Origin of the sequence: Vibrio diazotrophicus (assembly GCF_038452265.1) — a bacterium.
GTDB lineage: Bacteria > Pseudomonadota > Gammaproteobacteria > Enterobacterales > Vibrionaceae > Vibrio > Vibrio diazotrophicus.
Genome location: NZ_CP151842.1, coordinates 2,443,478 through 2,459,957 on the forward strand (window position 1 = coordinate 2,443,478; position 16,480 = coordinate 2,459,957).

Annotated in this window: 17 protein-coding genes; all 17 read right to left on the reverse strand. The window is 45.6% G+C overall.

Translation table 11 applies throughout. The features are described from left to right. Window positions 1-11: 11 nt before the first annotated feature. Window positions 12-911 carry a flagellar type III secretion system pore protein FliP gene (gene fliP, locus AAGA51_RS11160; RefSeq protein WP_042483992.1) on the reverse strand — a complete coding sequence of 300 codons (900 nt, stop codon included), beginning with the start codon at window positions 909-911 and terminating at the stop codon, window positions 12-14. After that, a complete protein-coding gene (fliO, locus tag AAGA51_RS11165) occupies window positions 889-1,278 on the reverse strand; it encodes a flagellar biosynthetic protein FliO (protein WP_042483995.1) in 390 nt (129 codons plus the stop codon). Before fliO ends, fliP begins: the two co-directional genes overlap by 23 nt. A gap of 4 nt (window positions 1,279-1,282) precedes the next feature. Then, window positions 1,283-1,693, reverse strand: a complete 411-nt coding sequence (gene fliN, locus AAGA51_RS11170) for a flagellar motor switch protein FliN (RefSeq protein ID WP_042483998.1) — start codon at window positions 1,691-1,693, stop codon at window positions 1,283-1,285. 17 nt (window positions 1,694-1,710) lie between these two features. Next, window positions 1,711-2,772, reverse strand: coding sequence for a flagellar motor switch protein FliM (fliM, locus tag AAGA51_RS11175; RefSeq protein ID WP_042484000.1), 1,062 nt, complete (start codon window positions 2,770-2,772; stop codon window positions 1,711-1,713). A gap of 7 nt (window positions 2,773-2,779) precedes the next feature. Next, a complete protein-coding gene (gene fliL, locus AAGA51_RS11180; protein WP_042484003.1) occupies window positions 2,780-3,274 on the reverse strand; it encodes a flagellar basal body-associated protein FliL in 495 nt (164 codons plus the stop codon). A gap of 308 nt (window positions 3,275-3,582) precedes the next feature. Next, a complete protein-coding gene (locus AAGA51_RS11185) occupies window positions 3,583-5,376 on the reverse strand; it encodes a flagellar hook-length control protein FliK (RefSeq protein WP_042484004.1) in 1,794 nt (597 codons plus the stop codon). A gap of 156 nt (window positions 5,377-5,532) precedes the next feature. Beyond that, window positions 5,533-5,979: a flagellar export protein FliJ gene (fliJ, locus tag AAGA51_RS11190; RefSeq protein WP_042484006.1), complete on the reverse strand. Its 447-nt coding sequence runs from the start codon at window positions 5,977-5,979 to the stop codon at window positions 5,533-5,535. Between the two features lie 7 nt (window positions 5,980-5,986). Continuing rightward, the gene (gene fliI, locus AAGA51_RS11195; protein ID WP_042484008.1) at window positions 5,987-7,309 is read right to left on the reverse strand and encodes a flagellar protein export ATPase FliI; all 1,323 of its coding nucleotides are present in this window, start codon (window positions 7,307-7,309) and stop codon (window positions 5,987-5,989) included. Continuing rightward, on the reverse strand, window positions 7,309-8,112 hold the full coding sequence (fliH, locus tag AAGA51_RS11200) for a flagellar assembly protein FliH (RefSeq protein ID WP_042484010.1): 804 nt from the start codon (window positions 8,110-8,112) through the stop codon (window positions 7,309-7,311). The genes fliI and fliH overlap by 1 nt, the downstream gene beginning before the upstream one ends. Window positions 8,113-8,259: 147 nt before the next feature. Beyond that, window positions 8,260-9,312, reverse strand: coding sequence for a flagellar motor switch protein FliG (fliG, locus tag AAGA51_RS11205; protein WP_042484012.1), 1,053 nt, complete (start codon window positions 9,310-9,312; stop codon window positions 8,260-8,262). Next, window positions 9,305-11,053 carry a flagellar basal-body MS-ring/collar protein FliF gene (gene fliF, locus AAGA51_RS11210; protein WP_042484014.1) on the reverse strand — a complete coding sequence of 583 codons (1,749 nt, stop codon included), beginning with the start codon at window positions 11,051-11,053 and terminating at the stop codon, window positions 9,305-9,307. Before fliF ends, fliG begins: the two co-directional genes overlap by 8 nt. A 14-nt stretch (window positions 11,054-11,067) precedes the next feature. Further along, on the reverse strand, window positions 11,068-11,379 hold the full coding sequence (fliE, locus tag AAGA51_RS11215; RefSeq protein WP_042484016.1) for a flagellar hook-basal body complex protein FliE: 312 nt from the start codon (window positions 11,377-11,379) through the stop codon (window positions 11,068-11,070). Window positions 11,380-11,466: 87 nt separating this feature from the next. Next, window positions 11,467-12,876 (reverse strand): sigma-54-dependent transcriptional regulator, encoded by a 1,410-nt coding sequence (locus AAGA51_RS11220; RefSeq protein ID WP_042484018.1) that lies wholly within the window; start codon window positions 12,874-12,876, stop codon window positions 11,467-11,469. 2 nt (window positions 12,877-12,878) lie between these two features. Beyond that, window positions 12,879-13,931 carry a sensor histidine kinase gene (locus AAGA51_RS11225; RefSeq protein ID WP_042484020.1) on the reverse strand — a complete coding sequence of 351 codons (1,053 nt, stop codon included), beginning with the start codon at window positions 13,929-13,931 and terminating at the stop codon, window positions 12,879-12,881. 124 nt (window positions 13,932-14,055) lie between these two features. Beyond that, window positions 14,056-15,519, reverse strand: coding sequence for a sigma-54 dependent transcriptional regulator (locus AAGA51_RS11230; RefSeq protein WP_042484023.1), 1,464 nt, complete (start codon window positions 15,517-15,519; stop codon window positions 14,056-14,058). A gap of 232 nt (window positions 15,520-15,751) precedes the next feature. Then, on the reverse strand, window positions 15,752-16,162 hold the full coding sequence (fliS, locus tag AAGA51_RS11235) for a flagellar export chaperone FliS (RefSeq protein ID WP_042484026.1): 411 nt from the start codon (window positions 16,160-16,162) through the stop codon (window positions 15,752-15,754). 11 nt (window positions 16,163-16,173) lie between these two features. Beyond that, complete coding sequence (locus AAGA51_RS11240) at window positions 16,174-16,479, reverse strand: flagellar protein FliT (RefSeq protein ID WP_042484029.1); 306 nt, start codon at window positions 16,477-16,479, stop codon at window positions 16,174-16,176. Window position 16,480: the final 1 nt, after the last annotated feature.

Below are 16,480 nucleotides of genomic sequence, written 5' to 3' on the forward strand. Positions count from 1 at the left end.
CTTTTCTCCCGCTACAACGCAAAACTGCCGGCGAGTGTGGAGAGAATCAAGTTCCATCCATCAACCAACACAAACAACATAAGTTTAAATGGCAGCGATACGATCATCGGTGACAACATCATCATACCCATTGCCATCAGTACCGATGCCACAACAAGGTCGATAATCAGAAATGGCAAAAACAGCATAAAGCCAATCTGGAAAGCGGTTTTTAGCTCAGAGGTGATAAACGCTGGAATCAATACCGCCATAGAGACATCTTCTGGGTTTTGCGCATCAGAGCCCGATATGTTGACGAAGGTTTCCAAATCTTTCACGCGAGTCTGCTTGAGCATAAAATCCTTCATCGGGATTTGGGCGGTATCAAACGCCTCTCTTGCGGTCATCTGTTCATTCAAATAAGGCTGAACCGCCTCTTCATTAATCTTATTAATTACCGGAGACATGATGAAGAAGGTCAAAAAGATTGCGATACCAATGATGACTTGGTTTGATGGCGTTTGTTGCAAACCCATCGCCTGTCGAAGTATCGACATCACCACCACGATTCGGGTAAATGAAGTCATCAAAATGACCATGGCAGGCAAAAAGCCCAGCATGGTCATTAAGGCTAAAATTTGTAAGTTTATCGAGTAATCTTCGCTACCATCAGGATTGGTGGTCATGGTAAAGGCGGGAATTCCCGCACCACCACTGCTGCTACCCATAGCGATAGTACGCGAAGCACCTTGGTCTTTTTGCATCGCTGTCACAGTTACATTCTGTGCGCCAGCAGCAGTAGAAGGGATAGGTGTTTCCAGCTCTTGTTGCGCGTAAGCTAACGGCGTAAAAACCAAAGCGCTCACCCAGACAATAAGCGCCAAGCGAGCCCATAGATTGCGCAACACATCAAACAGGTGTGTTTTTATCATTCTTTTTTAGTAGCTGAGTCAAAGTGTTAGAGAATGGTACCGACTCTAGCTCCTCCTGAGTCAATGGAGTTTCCAATTTAGAGATCAACTGAACTGACTGAGATGTAACGCCAATCAGAAATTGCTCCTCTCCCGCTTGTACTATCATCAAACGTTCTTTGGTGCCAATCGGTAACTGGCGAACAACGCTCAAGCCCTTTTGCTGACCAAATGCAGGAACTCGCATCCGTTTAAGTAACCAAGCCATACCAATGATGATGGCTATAACGAACAATAGCGACCCTAATGTAGCCGCTATATCGAACTGGTCGCTTTGAGCTGCCAGCGCAGGGCTGGCAACCAAAGATAACACTATGAATTTGCGCATAATGTTATCTCAATTTCTTAATACGTTCTGTTTGACTAATAACGTCAGTTAAACGAATACCGAACTTATCGTTGACCACAACCACTTCGCCGTGAGCAATCAGGGTGCCATTAACCATCACATCCAGAGACTCACCAGCAATTCGATCTAGTTCCACAACAGAACCTTGGTTAAGTTGCAGCAAGTTACGGATACTGATTTTAGAGCGCCCGACTTCCATTGAGATGGTCACGGGAATATCCATGATGGTATCAAGCTTACGACGCTCGTCATCCGTGATTGGTGATGTGGTGTCTTTTAACTCATCCAAAGGTGCCGCTAAAATTTCATCAACATCTATATCTGGCGCGTTTGGATCTTCGCCAAGGGCTGCTGCCCACTCATCTGCAAGCTTTTGATCATCTGACTTTGACATCTAGGCTACCTATTCTATTAATCAATCAACTCTTCGTCGTCTTCATCTTCCTCGTCATCTAACTCGGCAATAATGTCTTTACCAAGAAATGCGAGGTCAGTTTTGACAACATCAGGACGTCTAATTTTTTCTGAAATCTGAACTGCCATTTTTTCACCCGAGCGTCCCATTTTAACGCGATAGGTTGGCAATTCCTCAACAAACATAACAGCGTGTTCTGGCATCTTAATTGGGATGATATCCCCTGCCTGAAGCTCCATAAGATCACGTAACGCAATATCTTGTTCTAATAAGTTCACTCGGAAGTTAACAGGTACATCCATGATCTCTTCGCGAAGCGCCGAGCTCCAACGAACGTCTGTTTCCATCTTGTCTGACTGAACACCCGCATCAAGAAGTTCTCGGATAGGTTCAACCATCGAATAAGGCATAACAACGTGGAAATCACCACCGCCGCCATCCACTTCAATATGGAATGAACTGACAACAATCACTTCTGTCGGGCTGACAATGTTCGCCATACTTGGGTTTACTTCAGAATCCAAGTATTCAAATTCAACCCCCATCACCGGAGACCAAGCTTCTTTGTAATCGCCAAATACGATTTTAAGCAGTAGCTGAGTAACACGACGCTCAGTCGGCGTGAACTCACGCCCTTCGATACGCGCATGATAGCGTCCATCACCACCAAAGAAGTTTTCTACTAAGATGAAAACAAGACGAGCTTCCATGGTCACAAGCGCCGTACCTTTAAGCGGACGGAAACGAACCATGTTCAAACTGGTAGGAACGTAAAGGGTGTTTTGATATTCGCCGAACTTCATCATTTGCACGCCGTTGATCGAAACTTCGGCGGTTTTTCGCAACATGTTGAATAAACTGATCCGCATATGACGGGCAAAACGCTCGTTGATAAGTTCGAGCGTTGGCATTCGACCACGAACAATACGATCTTGTGACGAGAAGTCGAACGAGATGGCACTTTCGTCCGCAGTGTCGAGATTTTCTTCTACTTCGTCAACGCTATCTACCCCGTGGAGTAGCGCATCAATTTCGTCTTGGCTTAATAGATCGGTCACACTTCACCTACTGCATTACAAAATCAGTAAACAACACACGTTCAATGACTGGTTTACCAACCACTTTCGTCATTACGGCTTTAATGTCGTCGGTCGCTTTATCACGTAACTCAATACGGCCTGTTACTTCTCGCAATTGCTCAACCGTTGCAGAGGCAAATGTTGCAAGCAATGTACTTTCAATCAGAGGTGAGTGATAACGAGCAAGATTGTCGTTTTCGCTGCCTCTAACCATGAGTTGTACTTTAATCTGTACCACGCGATTACGGGTATCACTGGTTACGTTAAACACAAACGGCTGAGCAATATTTACATAAGATACTGGTTCAACCTGAGCGGAAGCTTGGCTAGCGCTCATATCGCTATCTTGGCTTGAATCGTCAGAGCCCATAAGGAAAAAGGCTGCGACACCGCCGACTAACAACACAACGACAGCAATAATGATGATCAGTAGTTTCTTTTTACCTTTCGGAGCTTCTGCTGGGAGTTCTTCAACAGCCATAACGTTCTCTATGTTGTTATTTTTTAATTAAGATTTATACCCAAGTAACCTCAAGATGCCTGTTCAGCGAGAATTTATTCGCTCTTAGGCAAGGCACTGATTTGAATACATAGTTATTCTACGTAGAAAATCAGTAACGCAGCATAGGAGCGAATAAAACTCGCCCTTTGGGAGCTCATCAACGAGCTCATTTCTGCGCTCAATAACGTTGAAAGGGAATGACCATTCCTTCCGTTATTAAGCTTGCTCTGAACTCGTTGATGAAGCTCTGAATTCTGCATCTTGAGGTCACTTGGGTATACTATAGTTTAAGCGTAATAACTGATTCCATCACGCTTTGCAGCCACATTCAAATCAAGTTTGACGTTTGTATCAAGGTTTTCTTCACTTTGTCGGTTATCACCGCTCGCAGATTGACCACCCGAACCATCGCCACTTGCCGCATAGCGCTGCTGCTGACCCGAACTTTGTTGCTGAACAGAAGTATCGCCCAACTGAACACCTTGGTTATTCAGCATTTCACGCAATCTTGGCATAGATTGCTCAAGAGCATCACGAGCTTGCTGGTTAGCCACGGTAAAATGCACTGTGGCGCCATCGCCATTCATGTTCATACGAATATGCATACGACCCAGCTCTGGCGGATCAAGGCGAATATCAATGTTCTTGAGGTTTTTAGATAGCATCACTTGTACACGCTCTGCCATCTGCTCTGCCGCCATATCACCTCTGGATAACTGCAAAGGTACGTTTTGTTGAGCGGCTTGCAGAGGCTCACTGCGTAAACTTTGAGGGCTATTTAATCCCTGCTGACCCGCCACTGCTGAAAGTTGCTGTGCCAAATGTGAATCGGCACCGTCGCTTTGTTTATTTCCTTCCATCAAGGCATTTAACGCTTTGGCACCTAAGCCAGCTTTAAGAGCAGCTTGATTCACCGTCGGGTCAATTTGATTCGCCATCGCGCCAGCCAACATTGGATTAGCCTGTACGTTAGCTTGCGGTAACTGTACTTGAGCTTCAGCATGGATAGGCACTTGAGATTGCGCCATCATTGCTTTATCAGCTTGGCTTAACATGGCTTGCGGGTTCTGTGCGCCTTGAGACAAAGCTTGTGATACTGCTGCATGCGCTACGGATTTCGCCGCAACTTTACCTTCAGCGAGATTGTTTATCTCTGCCGCTACACTTGCAGCTTCAGTATTACTGTTCCCCCAAGGAATCGCCGCAGGTGCTTGCGACGCTGAAGGATCCTGAGCGTCTACAACTTGTTGTGAAACATTAGCGTTTTGTGAAACGTTAGTGCCTTGAGCGACCATAATATCTTGATTTGCAACATTTGCCCCAGTGAGCTTAGATTGTTTAGCCAAGATAGCGGCTTGTTCACTGTCACTGAGTGCTTTGATCTCTTTTGCGTTTGTTTCTGGCGCGATCAGCACTTCGCCCTCACTGTCAGAATGCTTCAGCGACGGCTCTTGTTGTAACGGCTTCGCTTGAGGGTGAGTCGAATTCAACTGAGCGACCAGCTCTGGATCGAGTTCTGAATCAGCACCACTTTGCATTTTTTCCGATTGCACAGATTTCTCAGAAAGCTCGGCCTCTTTTTCATGTGGCAAAGCCTTGCCATCATTTTTTACCAGCGTCTGATTTGCCTCTTGCAAGCGGCCTAGTATCTTGTCGCCTTCATCCATAGCCTTAGCTGTTTTCGCTTTTAACTCAGCGTGTTCAGGCTCTTCAGAAGCAATGAAACGCTTGAGGTTTTCAGGAACCTCCACGCTCTCTTCATCCGCGATCAACTTTGGCTCAACGGAAACGTCAGAACCGTTTTCAGCTTTAACCGCAACGTCATCATCACCTTGGCTTAAAAGCTCATCAGTGCTGGTTGCTTTCACTTCAGCGCCCTCTACGGATTTCACTTCTTTTGCCTCTGAAGCGCTATCACTGGAAGCGGGTGCATCACTTTTACCAAGCAGCAGTGAAGCCAGTCTTTCCAAAAAGCCTTTTGATTCTCCGCTGTCACCGCTGACTAAATCCTGCGCAGGGGCAGACTTAGTCACATTGGTAACTTTAGAAGTCTCTACTGAAGGAGTTAAATTGACATTCATACACAGCTCACTCGCATTAATCACTGCAAACCTTTGCCGCTCTAGACGGGAATAGCCCGCTGGCAAAGGGTTGCTAATCTGTTCGCGTTAAAATTGTATTAATAATTGCAAAAAACGAGCCAACCGTCAGATATTCTCTACGATTAAAAATGAGCTCTACAGAGTGTTGGTACGACGACGATTGAACTTGATAGTCGAAAACTCATCCATCATTTTCTGATCTCGTTTCTCTTGTAAGCGCTGATGTTCAGTCTGCTTTTTCTCAATCAGCCATTCGTAAGAACGGCGTTGCTTACGGACATCCAACCAATAAGACTCACAGCTCTCTACTTGCGTTTTGAAGTGCTGCTCAGCTTGACGCTGCTTTGATAAGGTCTCATCTAATTGCGTTAAGAAACGATTTAAGTGTCCATACTGACTGGCGGTTAATCCTGCTTGACCGCGAGAGACAAGCTGCTGACAGTAATCCAAGCGATATTGCTCAATCTGTTTAAGCTGTTGATAATAGTCTTCAAGTTCACGACGAGCTTTGCCCAACGCCATCACCGCTTTATCTTCTTTACTTTTCGCCTGTTCAAGCAGGAATTCCAGAGCATTATCCATTCAACCGTTATCCCACACTGAGCACATTTTTAAGCATGCTGATACACATATCGTAAGGCACTGACTCTTTCATGGTTTGCTGTAAGAAACCATCCAGTTTTGGTTTCAGAGTGAAGGCGCTATCTATCGCCGTGTCTGTACCCGGCTTATAGGCTCCAATCGAAACAAGATCTTGGTTTTTACGACAAGTAGACAATATCTGACGTACCGCTTTAGACATCAATATGTGCTCATCAGTGGTAATTTGCGGCATAACACGACTGACCGATTTCTCCACATCAATTGCCGGATAATGACCAGCATCAGCCATTTCACGAGACAGAACGATGTGACCATCGAGAATAGCGCGAGAAGCGTCGGCAATAGGATCTTGCAAATCATCCCCTTCGGTTAAAACCGTAAAGAATGCAGTGATAGAACCCTGATGAGGACCGCCGTTACCGGCTCGTTCAACCAATGCAGGCAACTTAGCAAACACAGAAGGCGGATAGCCTTTGGTTGCGGGTGGTTCACCCACTGACAAGGCAATTTCACGTTGAGCTTGAGCAAAACGAGTTAATGAATCCATAAGCAACAATACATCCAGACCTTGGTCACGAAAGTATTCCGCTATAGTCAGCGCAGTTTGACACCCTTTTAAACGCATCAACGGTGATGAATCCGCAGGCGCAGCGACAACCACAGAACGTTGTCTGCCATCGACACCTAAAATTTCTTCGATAAATTCTTTAACTTCGCGGCCACGTTCACCGATGAGCCCTACCACAACGACTTGCGCGGTTGTGCCTCGCGTCATCATGCCCAAGGTCACCGATTTACCAACACCAGAACCCGCAAATAGACCGATACGTTGGCCTTTTCCGACCGTCAAAAGACCATTAATCGCTTTGATGCCGACATCCAGTGGTTCACTGATAGGTTTACGTGCTAAAGGGTTGATTGGGTCGGCATTAAATGAAGCTTTTTGGTCGGTGTAGATCGGGCCGAGCCCATCGAGAGGATTTCCCACACCGTCAATGACGCGACCAAGCAATTCCATTCCAACGGGTAAACCCGCTTCTACCGTCAGAGGGGTAACTTTCGCCCCCGGTAGGACACCGGTAATTTGTTCGCTGGGCATTAAAAACAGTCGGTCGCCGGAGAAACCCACAACCTCTGCTTCCATAGAGCCAGACATAGTTTCAACGCTGCACAGACTGCCAATAGGCGCACGGCATCCCGTGGCTTCTAGAGTTAAACCAACCACTCTCACCAACTTACCAGAGGCAATCGGGCGACTTGTAAGTCCTTGGACTTTGTATTGTGAGAGTCTATCAGCCAGTTGAAGCATTATTCGTTGCCCTGTTGATGTCGGTTCGTGCCACAGAAGCTCTGCAATACACTGCGAACTCTGTCTTCCATTCGGTAATTAACACTTGATTCGCCCGCTTCAATTTGCACATCGCCACGACTTAAAGCCGGTTCGCTGACGAGTGTCCAGTTACGGGTATCCAATTCATTTTCACCATAAGCCTGCTTGATGATTTCGCAGTCTTCAGGATGTAATTTCAGCGTGATGGCATGGCCGGCAATCGGCAGCGCTTCAACAGACGCTTTTACTGTGTCGAGAATGATTTGCGAATTGGTCTGCACTTCTACATGCACCACTTCTTTCACCAGTGACAGCACCATGTCGACCAGTTGTTTCTCAACCTGTGCATTCATCAGTTCAAGGGGTTGTGCAAACTGGTTCGCAAGACTCATAAAGATTTGAACATGCTCTTGGACAATTTGTTGCCCGGCTTCCAATCCTTCCGCGCTGCCCGCTTGAAAGCCCTCTTCCTGTCCCACTTTATGGCCAGCTTCTTGGCCCAGTTGGAAACCTTCCTGATAACCTTCCGCTTTCCCTTGCTCAATACCTTCCTGATAGGCGGCTTGTTTAATTAATTCAATTTCTTCTTCAGTAAGAATTGCAGGCTCTTCTGCTTCAGGTTCATCGAAACTCGGAATCCAGCTCGGATCATAATTAAGCGCCGTTTCCTTTGCTTTCTTGTGAGCCTCAGACGTGTAGTCCGGCAGACCCCACTTTTTCGCCTGTTCAACAGTTTCATCAGAATCGAGACGGATAAAACCGCGCTTTCTTTCACCTGACATCATATTTCCTATCTAAAGATAAAAAAGGCCGGCTGATTAAGCTGGCCTTATGGGCTGTTATCTTGTCTGAACAACAGTCCTAAATTAAGAAGACCTGTTTTTACAAAACCGATATTTTCGTCAATGGTATTTCAGCGACCATTCGTTTTATAAGAACTCGTCTGCACCACCACCCAGTATCAGCTCACCGTTGTCAGCCATACGTCGGGCAATAGCAAGAATCTCTTTCTGCGCTGTTTCCACATCGGAAACTTTGATTGGTGGCATTGCCTCCAAGTCATCTTTCATCAGTTCAGCAGCACGTTTAGACATGTTCTTGAAGATCTTATCTCGTAACGTGTCATCTGCACCTTTAAGTGCTTTCTGCAGAACATCTTGAGGAACGTCACGCAGCAATTTCTGAATACCTTGGTCGTCGACTTCGACCAAGTTCTCGAACACAAACATAAGGTCTTGAATTTGGGTAGCCAAATCTTCGTCTTGGTCGCGCATCTGATCCATAAGCGCTCCCTCGATATTGTTGTCGAGGTAGTTCATGATATCTGCCGCAGCTTTCAAGCCACCAATCTTCGCTGCTTGTGCACCAGCCTGACCTGCGAACTGTTTCTCCATGATTTCATTCAACTCAGCCAGTGCTGAAGGTTGGACTTCTTCAAGGTTAGCAATACGCATCATTAAGTCTAGACGGTCACGCTCAGCAAACTGCGCCAGAATTTCCGCAGACTGATCTGGGTCTAGGTAAGACAATACGATAGTCTGAATTTGTGGGTGCTCGTTGACGATGATGCTCGCAACCTGACGAGGATCCATCCATTTCAATGAGTCCAGACCTTTCGAGCCAGTGCCCAGTAGAATTTGGTCAACCAAGTTGTTCGCTTTATCTTCACCCAATGCAGCAACCAGCGCTTTGCGCATAAAGTCTTCGCTGCCCATACCGATATTGGTGTATTTCTGAATATCTTCCAAAAACGCGCGGTGTACAGCAGTGACTTTACCTTGGCTCAGGTCTTTTGCCCTTGCCATTGCACTACCTACACGCTGAACCTGTTTCGGTTCAAGGTGACGGATGATTGCCGCTGCGTCTGCCTCATTGAGGCTCAGCAGCAAAATTGCTGCACGCTCTTCACCTGGAATATCAGCAATTTCTTTTTCTAATTCAGTCAACTCGCGGTTGTCTTGCTTTACTATTTCATTAGGCATCGTTAGCCACCCAGTTCTTAACTACTTGAGCTGCAAGCTCAGGTTCGTTGGCGACCAGAGCACGTACTGCTTTAAGTACATCCTCATCTTTATGTAAATTCGGTAAGTCTATGCCAGAGCCAAACTCAAACAATTCACCACCTTCAATATCACTGCCAATCAAGCTGGTTTCACCATCAATACCGATCGGTAAACCATCTGGTCCATATAGTTGGTCATCGTCATCCGCAGACGGATTGAGCAATTTCTTCATTGCAGGACGAACAAGCACTAGTACGATTACCATGATAACCAAAGCACTTGCGAGCCAACGAATCCAGTCGTTGAAGTTCGGATGTTCCCAAATTGGTACATCAGCAATCGATTCAACTTCAGGTTCGGCAAAGTTCATACTTAATACATTCAGTAAATCACCGCGATTTTCACTGAAACCGACCGCGCCAACCAATACCTGACGAATGGCTTGTAGTTCGCTATCACTGACTGGGGTATAAGTGACTTCACCCGTTTCAGAATTGACGCTGCTTCGGTTTTTAACCGCAACAGCCACGGTCTGGCGATTAACTACACCAGTTTGACGACGCTCATGGCTGATTGTCGTATCCAGCTCAAAGTTACGGGTCGCTTCTTTATGAACAGAACCCTGCCCCATAAGCGAACCATCTTTCATCTGTGCCACATCTTGTGGAATGGATGCATCAGCAGGAGGCTGGTTACTTAATGCGCCCGGTACACCGGCAATCACATTACCGTTGTTATAATCTTCTAAGGTGTATTCACTACGTGTCGCAGGTGTATTTGGATCAAAACGTTTGCGAGTCTGCTCTACCGCACTAAAATCCAGTTCAACGTCTACCTGAGCGGTATAGTTACCCAAACCTAAAATCGGGATTAACACTGAATCAATTTTTTCACGTAAGTCTTGCTCTTTCTTACGCTCTGCTTCCTGCTCTTTACGACGAGCAGCCGTTACCGGATCCTGTGAACCAGAGCTAAGTAGACGACCATGTTGATCAGTTACGGTGACACGTGTCGGTTTCATTCCCGGAACAGCGCTCGCGACCATATCAACAATAGAATCAACTTCGCCTTGTTTAAGGTCGGTACCCGTACGCAGTGTCAAAAACACCGAAGCAGACGCTTCTTGGTTTTGACGAACGAAGACACTCTGTTTTGGCAAGGCAAGAAGCACGCGCGCTTTGTTCACTTGGCGCATCTCTTCAATGCCTTTGGCAAGCTGGCGCTCACGGCTGAGTTTCAAGCGCTCTTGTTCTAAGCGTTGTGAAACACCGAAGCCCATGTCTTGCAGCAGAATTTCATCACCTTCGTGGCGTTCCTGATTCATACCAGCACGAACCATATTTAATTTCAGACTGTTGTAGTCAGAAGTCGGAACCAGAATGGTGTTTCCGTCTAACTTATAGTCTTGTTTTTGCTGGTCGAGGTAATCAAGAACGGGGATCAGTTCTTGTGTGTCATAAGCACCTAAAGGACGCATCTCTGGCTCTTTAACCCAGAAAAACAGCATCACAATTAAGGCCACACAGATAGAGATAGAGAGAACTAGGACAACTTGGCGTAGTAAGTCCAAGTCACCCATAGAGAAGTCCATTTTTGAGGAGCTTTTTTCTTCAGCGTCAACGTTTTGCGTACCCATATCCATGTCGGAGCTCGACATCAATGCATGGTCACCGCCGCTATCGCTTAAAGTAAGATCGGTTGTTTGCTTATTCTCGGCCACAATTCACACCTTTATTAAACTGGCATGTTCATCAGTTCTTTGTACGCTTCAACAAGCTTGTTGCGTACCTGAATAGTGGCTTCAAATGCCACGCTCGATTTGTTGCGGGCGATCATAACATCAGATAGAGAGACACCTTCATCGCCACGATCAAAGCGCATTTGAAGGTCGCTTGAGGTTTTCTGTAAACCATTTACGTTATTGATAGCGTTTGAAAGCATATCACCAAAATCAGCGCCAATTTTTTGTCCTGTTGGAGCTGGGCGTGAATTAGTAGCTTCTACCATCATCGCCTGCATTTCGCTTTGTAAACCGTTTATATTCATTACTACCTCAAAAGCCAGAACTTTGACTAAACTTCATCTCTGTTCAGTAATGCAGCAATTTATGTGCCACTCTGAAATGCGGCGAATTTAGCCCGGAATATCCATACCTGCATCACGCATTTTTGCTAGCTTGTAGCGTAATGTACGCGGACTAATACCAAGTTTTTCCGCCATCTCTTTACGACGACCATTGCATTCAATCAAGGTCTCCATAATGATCGCGAATTCTTGATCACGTAGCTCACCGCCTAAGCCTGCACTGCTGTTCGAAATCTTAGCCACGTCCACCTGAGCAACAGGTTTGATGTCTGGTGTTGCCACCGTTTCGCCACCTTCAACTAACTTCTGAAGGCTCGAAGCATCCTGCCAGTCTAAGCCTTCAAGTAAGATATGTTCTTGATCAATGTGTCCATTTTCACTCAGGATCAGAGCACGCTGTACCACGTTATCTAACTCTCGCACGTTACCTGGCCAAGAATAGGCATGTAGCTTAGTCACTGCGGAAGTCGAAAGATTCGGTACAGGCATCCCCAACTTCTTACAGTTACGCTCCACTAAGTGGTTCGCCAGCGGTTCAATATCCGCTTTACGATCTTTCAGAGCTGGCCAAGAGATTGGGAAAACATTCAGACGGTAATACAAGTCTTCACGGAAGTTGCCTTCTTGCACGTATTGCTTCAAGTCACGGTTACTTGTGGCAAGCACACGAACATCGAGTTTGATGCTCTTACGGCTGCCTAAGCGTTCCACTTCACGCTCTTGAAGAACACGCAATAACTTAGCCTGAAGGTTTAAATCCATCTCACTGATTTCATCCAGCAAGATAGTACCGCCCTGAGCCTGTTCAAATTTACCCGGACACGCTTGTACTGCACCAGTAAACGCACCTTTCTCGTAACCGAATAAGGTGGCTTCCAACATATTGTCAGGAATCGCCGCGCAGTTGATGGCAATGAAAGGGCCATCTTTGCGTAATGAAGCATTGTGAATGTAACGGGACATCACTTCTTTACCGGAACCGCTAGGACCTAAAATCATCACGTTAGCGTCGGTTTTCGCCACTTTGTCAGCCAGAGCCAACAGTTTTAAGCTTTTCTCGTCAGCAACAACCGCATCACCATTATCGTCTGATTTTACAGGCGCATATCGGCTTACCATGTTCAACAATACTTCCGGCGCAAATGGCTTAGCCATGTAGTCGATAGCACCATCTTTCATTGCAGAAACTGCATCTTCAATGTTGGCATAGGCTGTCATCAACAATACTGGCAAATTAGGCCAGTGCTGTTTGATGTTGCGTAGCAGAGCAAGGCCACCCATACCCCCCATTTGCACGTCCGAAACCACAATATCCACAGAATTGTTTTTGAGTTTCACCAAAGCGTCTTCAGCACTGTCAGCTTCCAGCCATTCATAACCAGCCAGTGCTAAGGTGTCTACCAAGGCTTCGCGTAGGCCTTCATCATCTTCAACGATTAAGACTTTGCTTTGTGCCATCATCATTCTCCAGTTTCTGTGTGTGTGGAATCAGTGTGATTCTGCAAGGGAATACAAACGGTAAAACACGCCCCGTCTCCCTCTTCAGAAATCAGTTCTAATCGTCCGTCGTGTGCACGACAAACCATCTGTACAACCGCAAGGCCTAAACCCGTTCCCTGCGAGCGAGTGGTAAAGAAAGGTTCCATAATCTTACTTTGCAACTCAGGAGGTACGCCGGGGCCGTTGTCTTGAACGGATATTTTTAGCTCTCCATTCACTGGTCGGAAGAACACATCTATTTGTGCTTCTTTGCCAGCGATCTGAATCGCATTCATCACTAAATTACTTAATGCCGAAGCAATAGCATTCGCATTGCCCAGCAACATTGTCTCTTGCTCTTCCACTTCGAGACAAAAATCAATTTGGTTGTTTTTCAAAGCCGTCTCGACCATTGGAGAAAATTCCCCAACCAGATCAGCAATTGAAAATGGTTTTACTACTTTATTGTCACCGCCTTTGGCGAACAGCAACATATCATTGACTTGCTTTTCCAAATCATACAAACGATCCATCAATTTACTTTGAAAGCGCTCACGGGTTGTCGTGGGTAAATTGGGTGCGCCCAGATTAGAAGCATAGAGCATGGCACTCGATAGCGGCGTTCTCACCTGATGAGCTAGCGACGCCACCATTCGCCCTAAAGATGATAATCGTTGTAAATCACTGACCCGAGCCTGCAATAAGCGGGTTTCTGTCAAATCAGTGATCAAAATGAGCTGGCCTGTATTGGAAGCTGAAATTGCCAAGCGCACTTTACGGCCATTGCGCAGTGAGATTTCGTGACCGTCATCTTCGCGAGGAGCAAACGCAATCTGAATAATCGCGTACCAGCGCTCACCCAAAAGAGGAACGTCCAGAATTCGCTGCGCTTCAGGGTTAGCCTCTCGCACAACCCCTTGAGTATCCAACAAAATCACGCCTGCTGGCATAACATCAAGAACCTGCTTATAGCGTTCTACTTGGTCTTCTAAAGAATCTAAATGTGAATGCTGCTCTTGCACTTGGTCTACCATCGTCGAGAATCTGCCTTCCAATACAACAATAGCCTGTCACGCAAAATGCATGCCAGGCTATTGTATTTATATTTCAACAACTTATCTTAATGACAATAAATTGACTCGCTCGAAATATGGCTTTTTAGCGCTGCATATTGTACTTACGCATCTTCTCAACCAAGGTAGTTCGACGCATTCCAAGCATATCTGCAGCACGAGCAACAACACCGCCTTGGGCTTCTAAAGCTTGGTTGATCAGGCTCACTTCTAAATCAGCCAGAAGTTCCTTGAGGTTTACACCTTCTGGTGGTAGTGCTTGTGGCACATCAACATCATTGAAATTGTCAGAGGCATCTAAGCTGAAGTTTTCTGAGAAAATGCTGTCCAGAGCATCACGCTCTTGCTCTTCTACTGAACTGAATCGGCTAGGCTCAGGTTGAAACTCAGGGATATCACTGTAACGATACTTAGTAGGTAGATGGTTCACATCGACCAGACTGTTTGGATACAAGATAACCATACGCTCAACTAGGTTTGCAAGCTCACGAACATTACCCGGCCAATCATGCTCCATCAGAGAGTTAATCGCTCTTGGTGTGTAACAGATAGGCTGAGCACCTTCTGCTTCCATACGTGTCATCAGTTCACGCAGTAGTAGAGGAATATCTTCTTTACGCTCTTTTAGCGAAGGCATTTCGATTGGGAAGACATTGAGGCGATAGTACAGATCTTCGCGGAAGCGCTGGTCTTCTATCATGCTATCTAAATTACGGTGTGTTGCAGCGATAATTCGCACATTGGCTTTAATCGTGGTGTTGCCGCCAACCCTTTCAAAGCAACGCTCCTGCAATACACGCAGCAATTTTACCTGCATGGTCATCGGCATATCGCCGATTTCGTCTAAGAATAGTGTGCCGCCTTCAGCCAGTTCAAAACGCCCTTTCCGAGCGGTAATTGCTCCAGTAAATGCGCCTTTTTCATGGCCAAACAGTTCACTCTCCAATAAATCCGCAGGAATTGCACCACAGTTAATTGGCACAAACGGACCGCCACGACGCGGTGAATGGTAGTGAATATTTCTTGCGACAACCTCTTTACCTGTACCAGATTCACCTAAAATCAATACGTTAGCTTCTGTTCCAGAAACTTGTTCAATTAAATGGCGAACCTCTTGGATACCGTTGCTCTGGCCGACCAAACTGCGAAATAGAGTGTTCTTGCGGTCAGACGCGACAACGTTAATGCCCTGACGACCTAAAAATGCTTTGCAGTGGCGGAGTGCTTCGCTCAGTTGCTGATAGTTGAGAGGAAACTCCAACTCACCAACAAATTGAGGAAACTCTTCCAAAGAGTACGGCTGCTTATCAGCCATTAAAAGAGGTATGTGATTTGCACTTGCAAGTGATGAGGCTAATGATTCTGATAGTTTATGATCTTTCAACGATCCAAGAATGCACCCTGTCCACGTTGCCGACCAATTGACTTGATCAGCCAGCGAAGACTCAACTACCTCACACTGCTCTCCTACAAATTCTAATATGATACTGAGATTAAGACGAATAGACGGATCGTCTTCAATCACAAGCAATTTTGCTAAACCTTGCATAGGTGAGAATATTTGCCTTCAATCTGGAAAGTTGGATGTATTTACACAATAAGAATCGTATTCGGCTGAATTAGTCTTTTAAGTAGTGCTAAATATACGATAGTCAATCTGTGAAAATCAGCAACAAAAAAAGCCATTAGGCTATCTAATGGCTTCTATTCTATGTGATAAAAAAAATAAGGCAACCAAGCAATTAGCAGGTGTGAGCTCTGTTAAAACTTTCAGAGATAACTTACAAACCTACTTCATTTGAAGTCAGATTGTGGTATTCAGCAGGAATTTGATCCCATGCTGATTTAATTTCACGAATAATATCGATCACATCATCCACTATCTGCGGATCGTTCTGATGGTTAGCCGCTGCAATTTGCGTGATCATAAATTCGTATAGCTGATCTAGGTTTTGTGCGATTTCACCGCCATCATCCATAGATAAACAGCTACGTAAGCTGATTATGATGTCCAAAGCTTTACCAAAGCGCTCGCCTTTAACTGGGATGTTGCCCTGTAGCATCGCTGCCTTGCCTTGGATCAAACGTTCAATCGCGCCAGCCATTAACATCTGTACAATCTTATGCGGTGAGGCCGCACTTAGCTGGCTATCCACTGATACTTTTTTGTACGCCTGCAAAGAACCACGCATAGTCTTCCTCTTTATAAAAACTTTTTGTATTGCTGAACCGATTTATTACCGTGACGGAATTTTTGTAAATCTTTACCGATTAACAGAGTTTTTGACTGCATCAGTTCAACAAGTAGTTGTGTATCTCGAACAGCATCTCGCCAACATTGGGATTTGCCTAGCGCCGGATTTTCTGACACTTCAGTCAGTAATCCCTGCAATAACTGTTCCCTTATATCGACAAGTTGAATAATTTCTTCAACATTTATATCGTCATGAGCCAATAAATCTTTAATTTGATTATCGACATCACCCAACTCTTTCAGCTGTTCATCCATC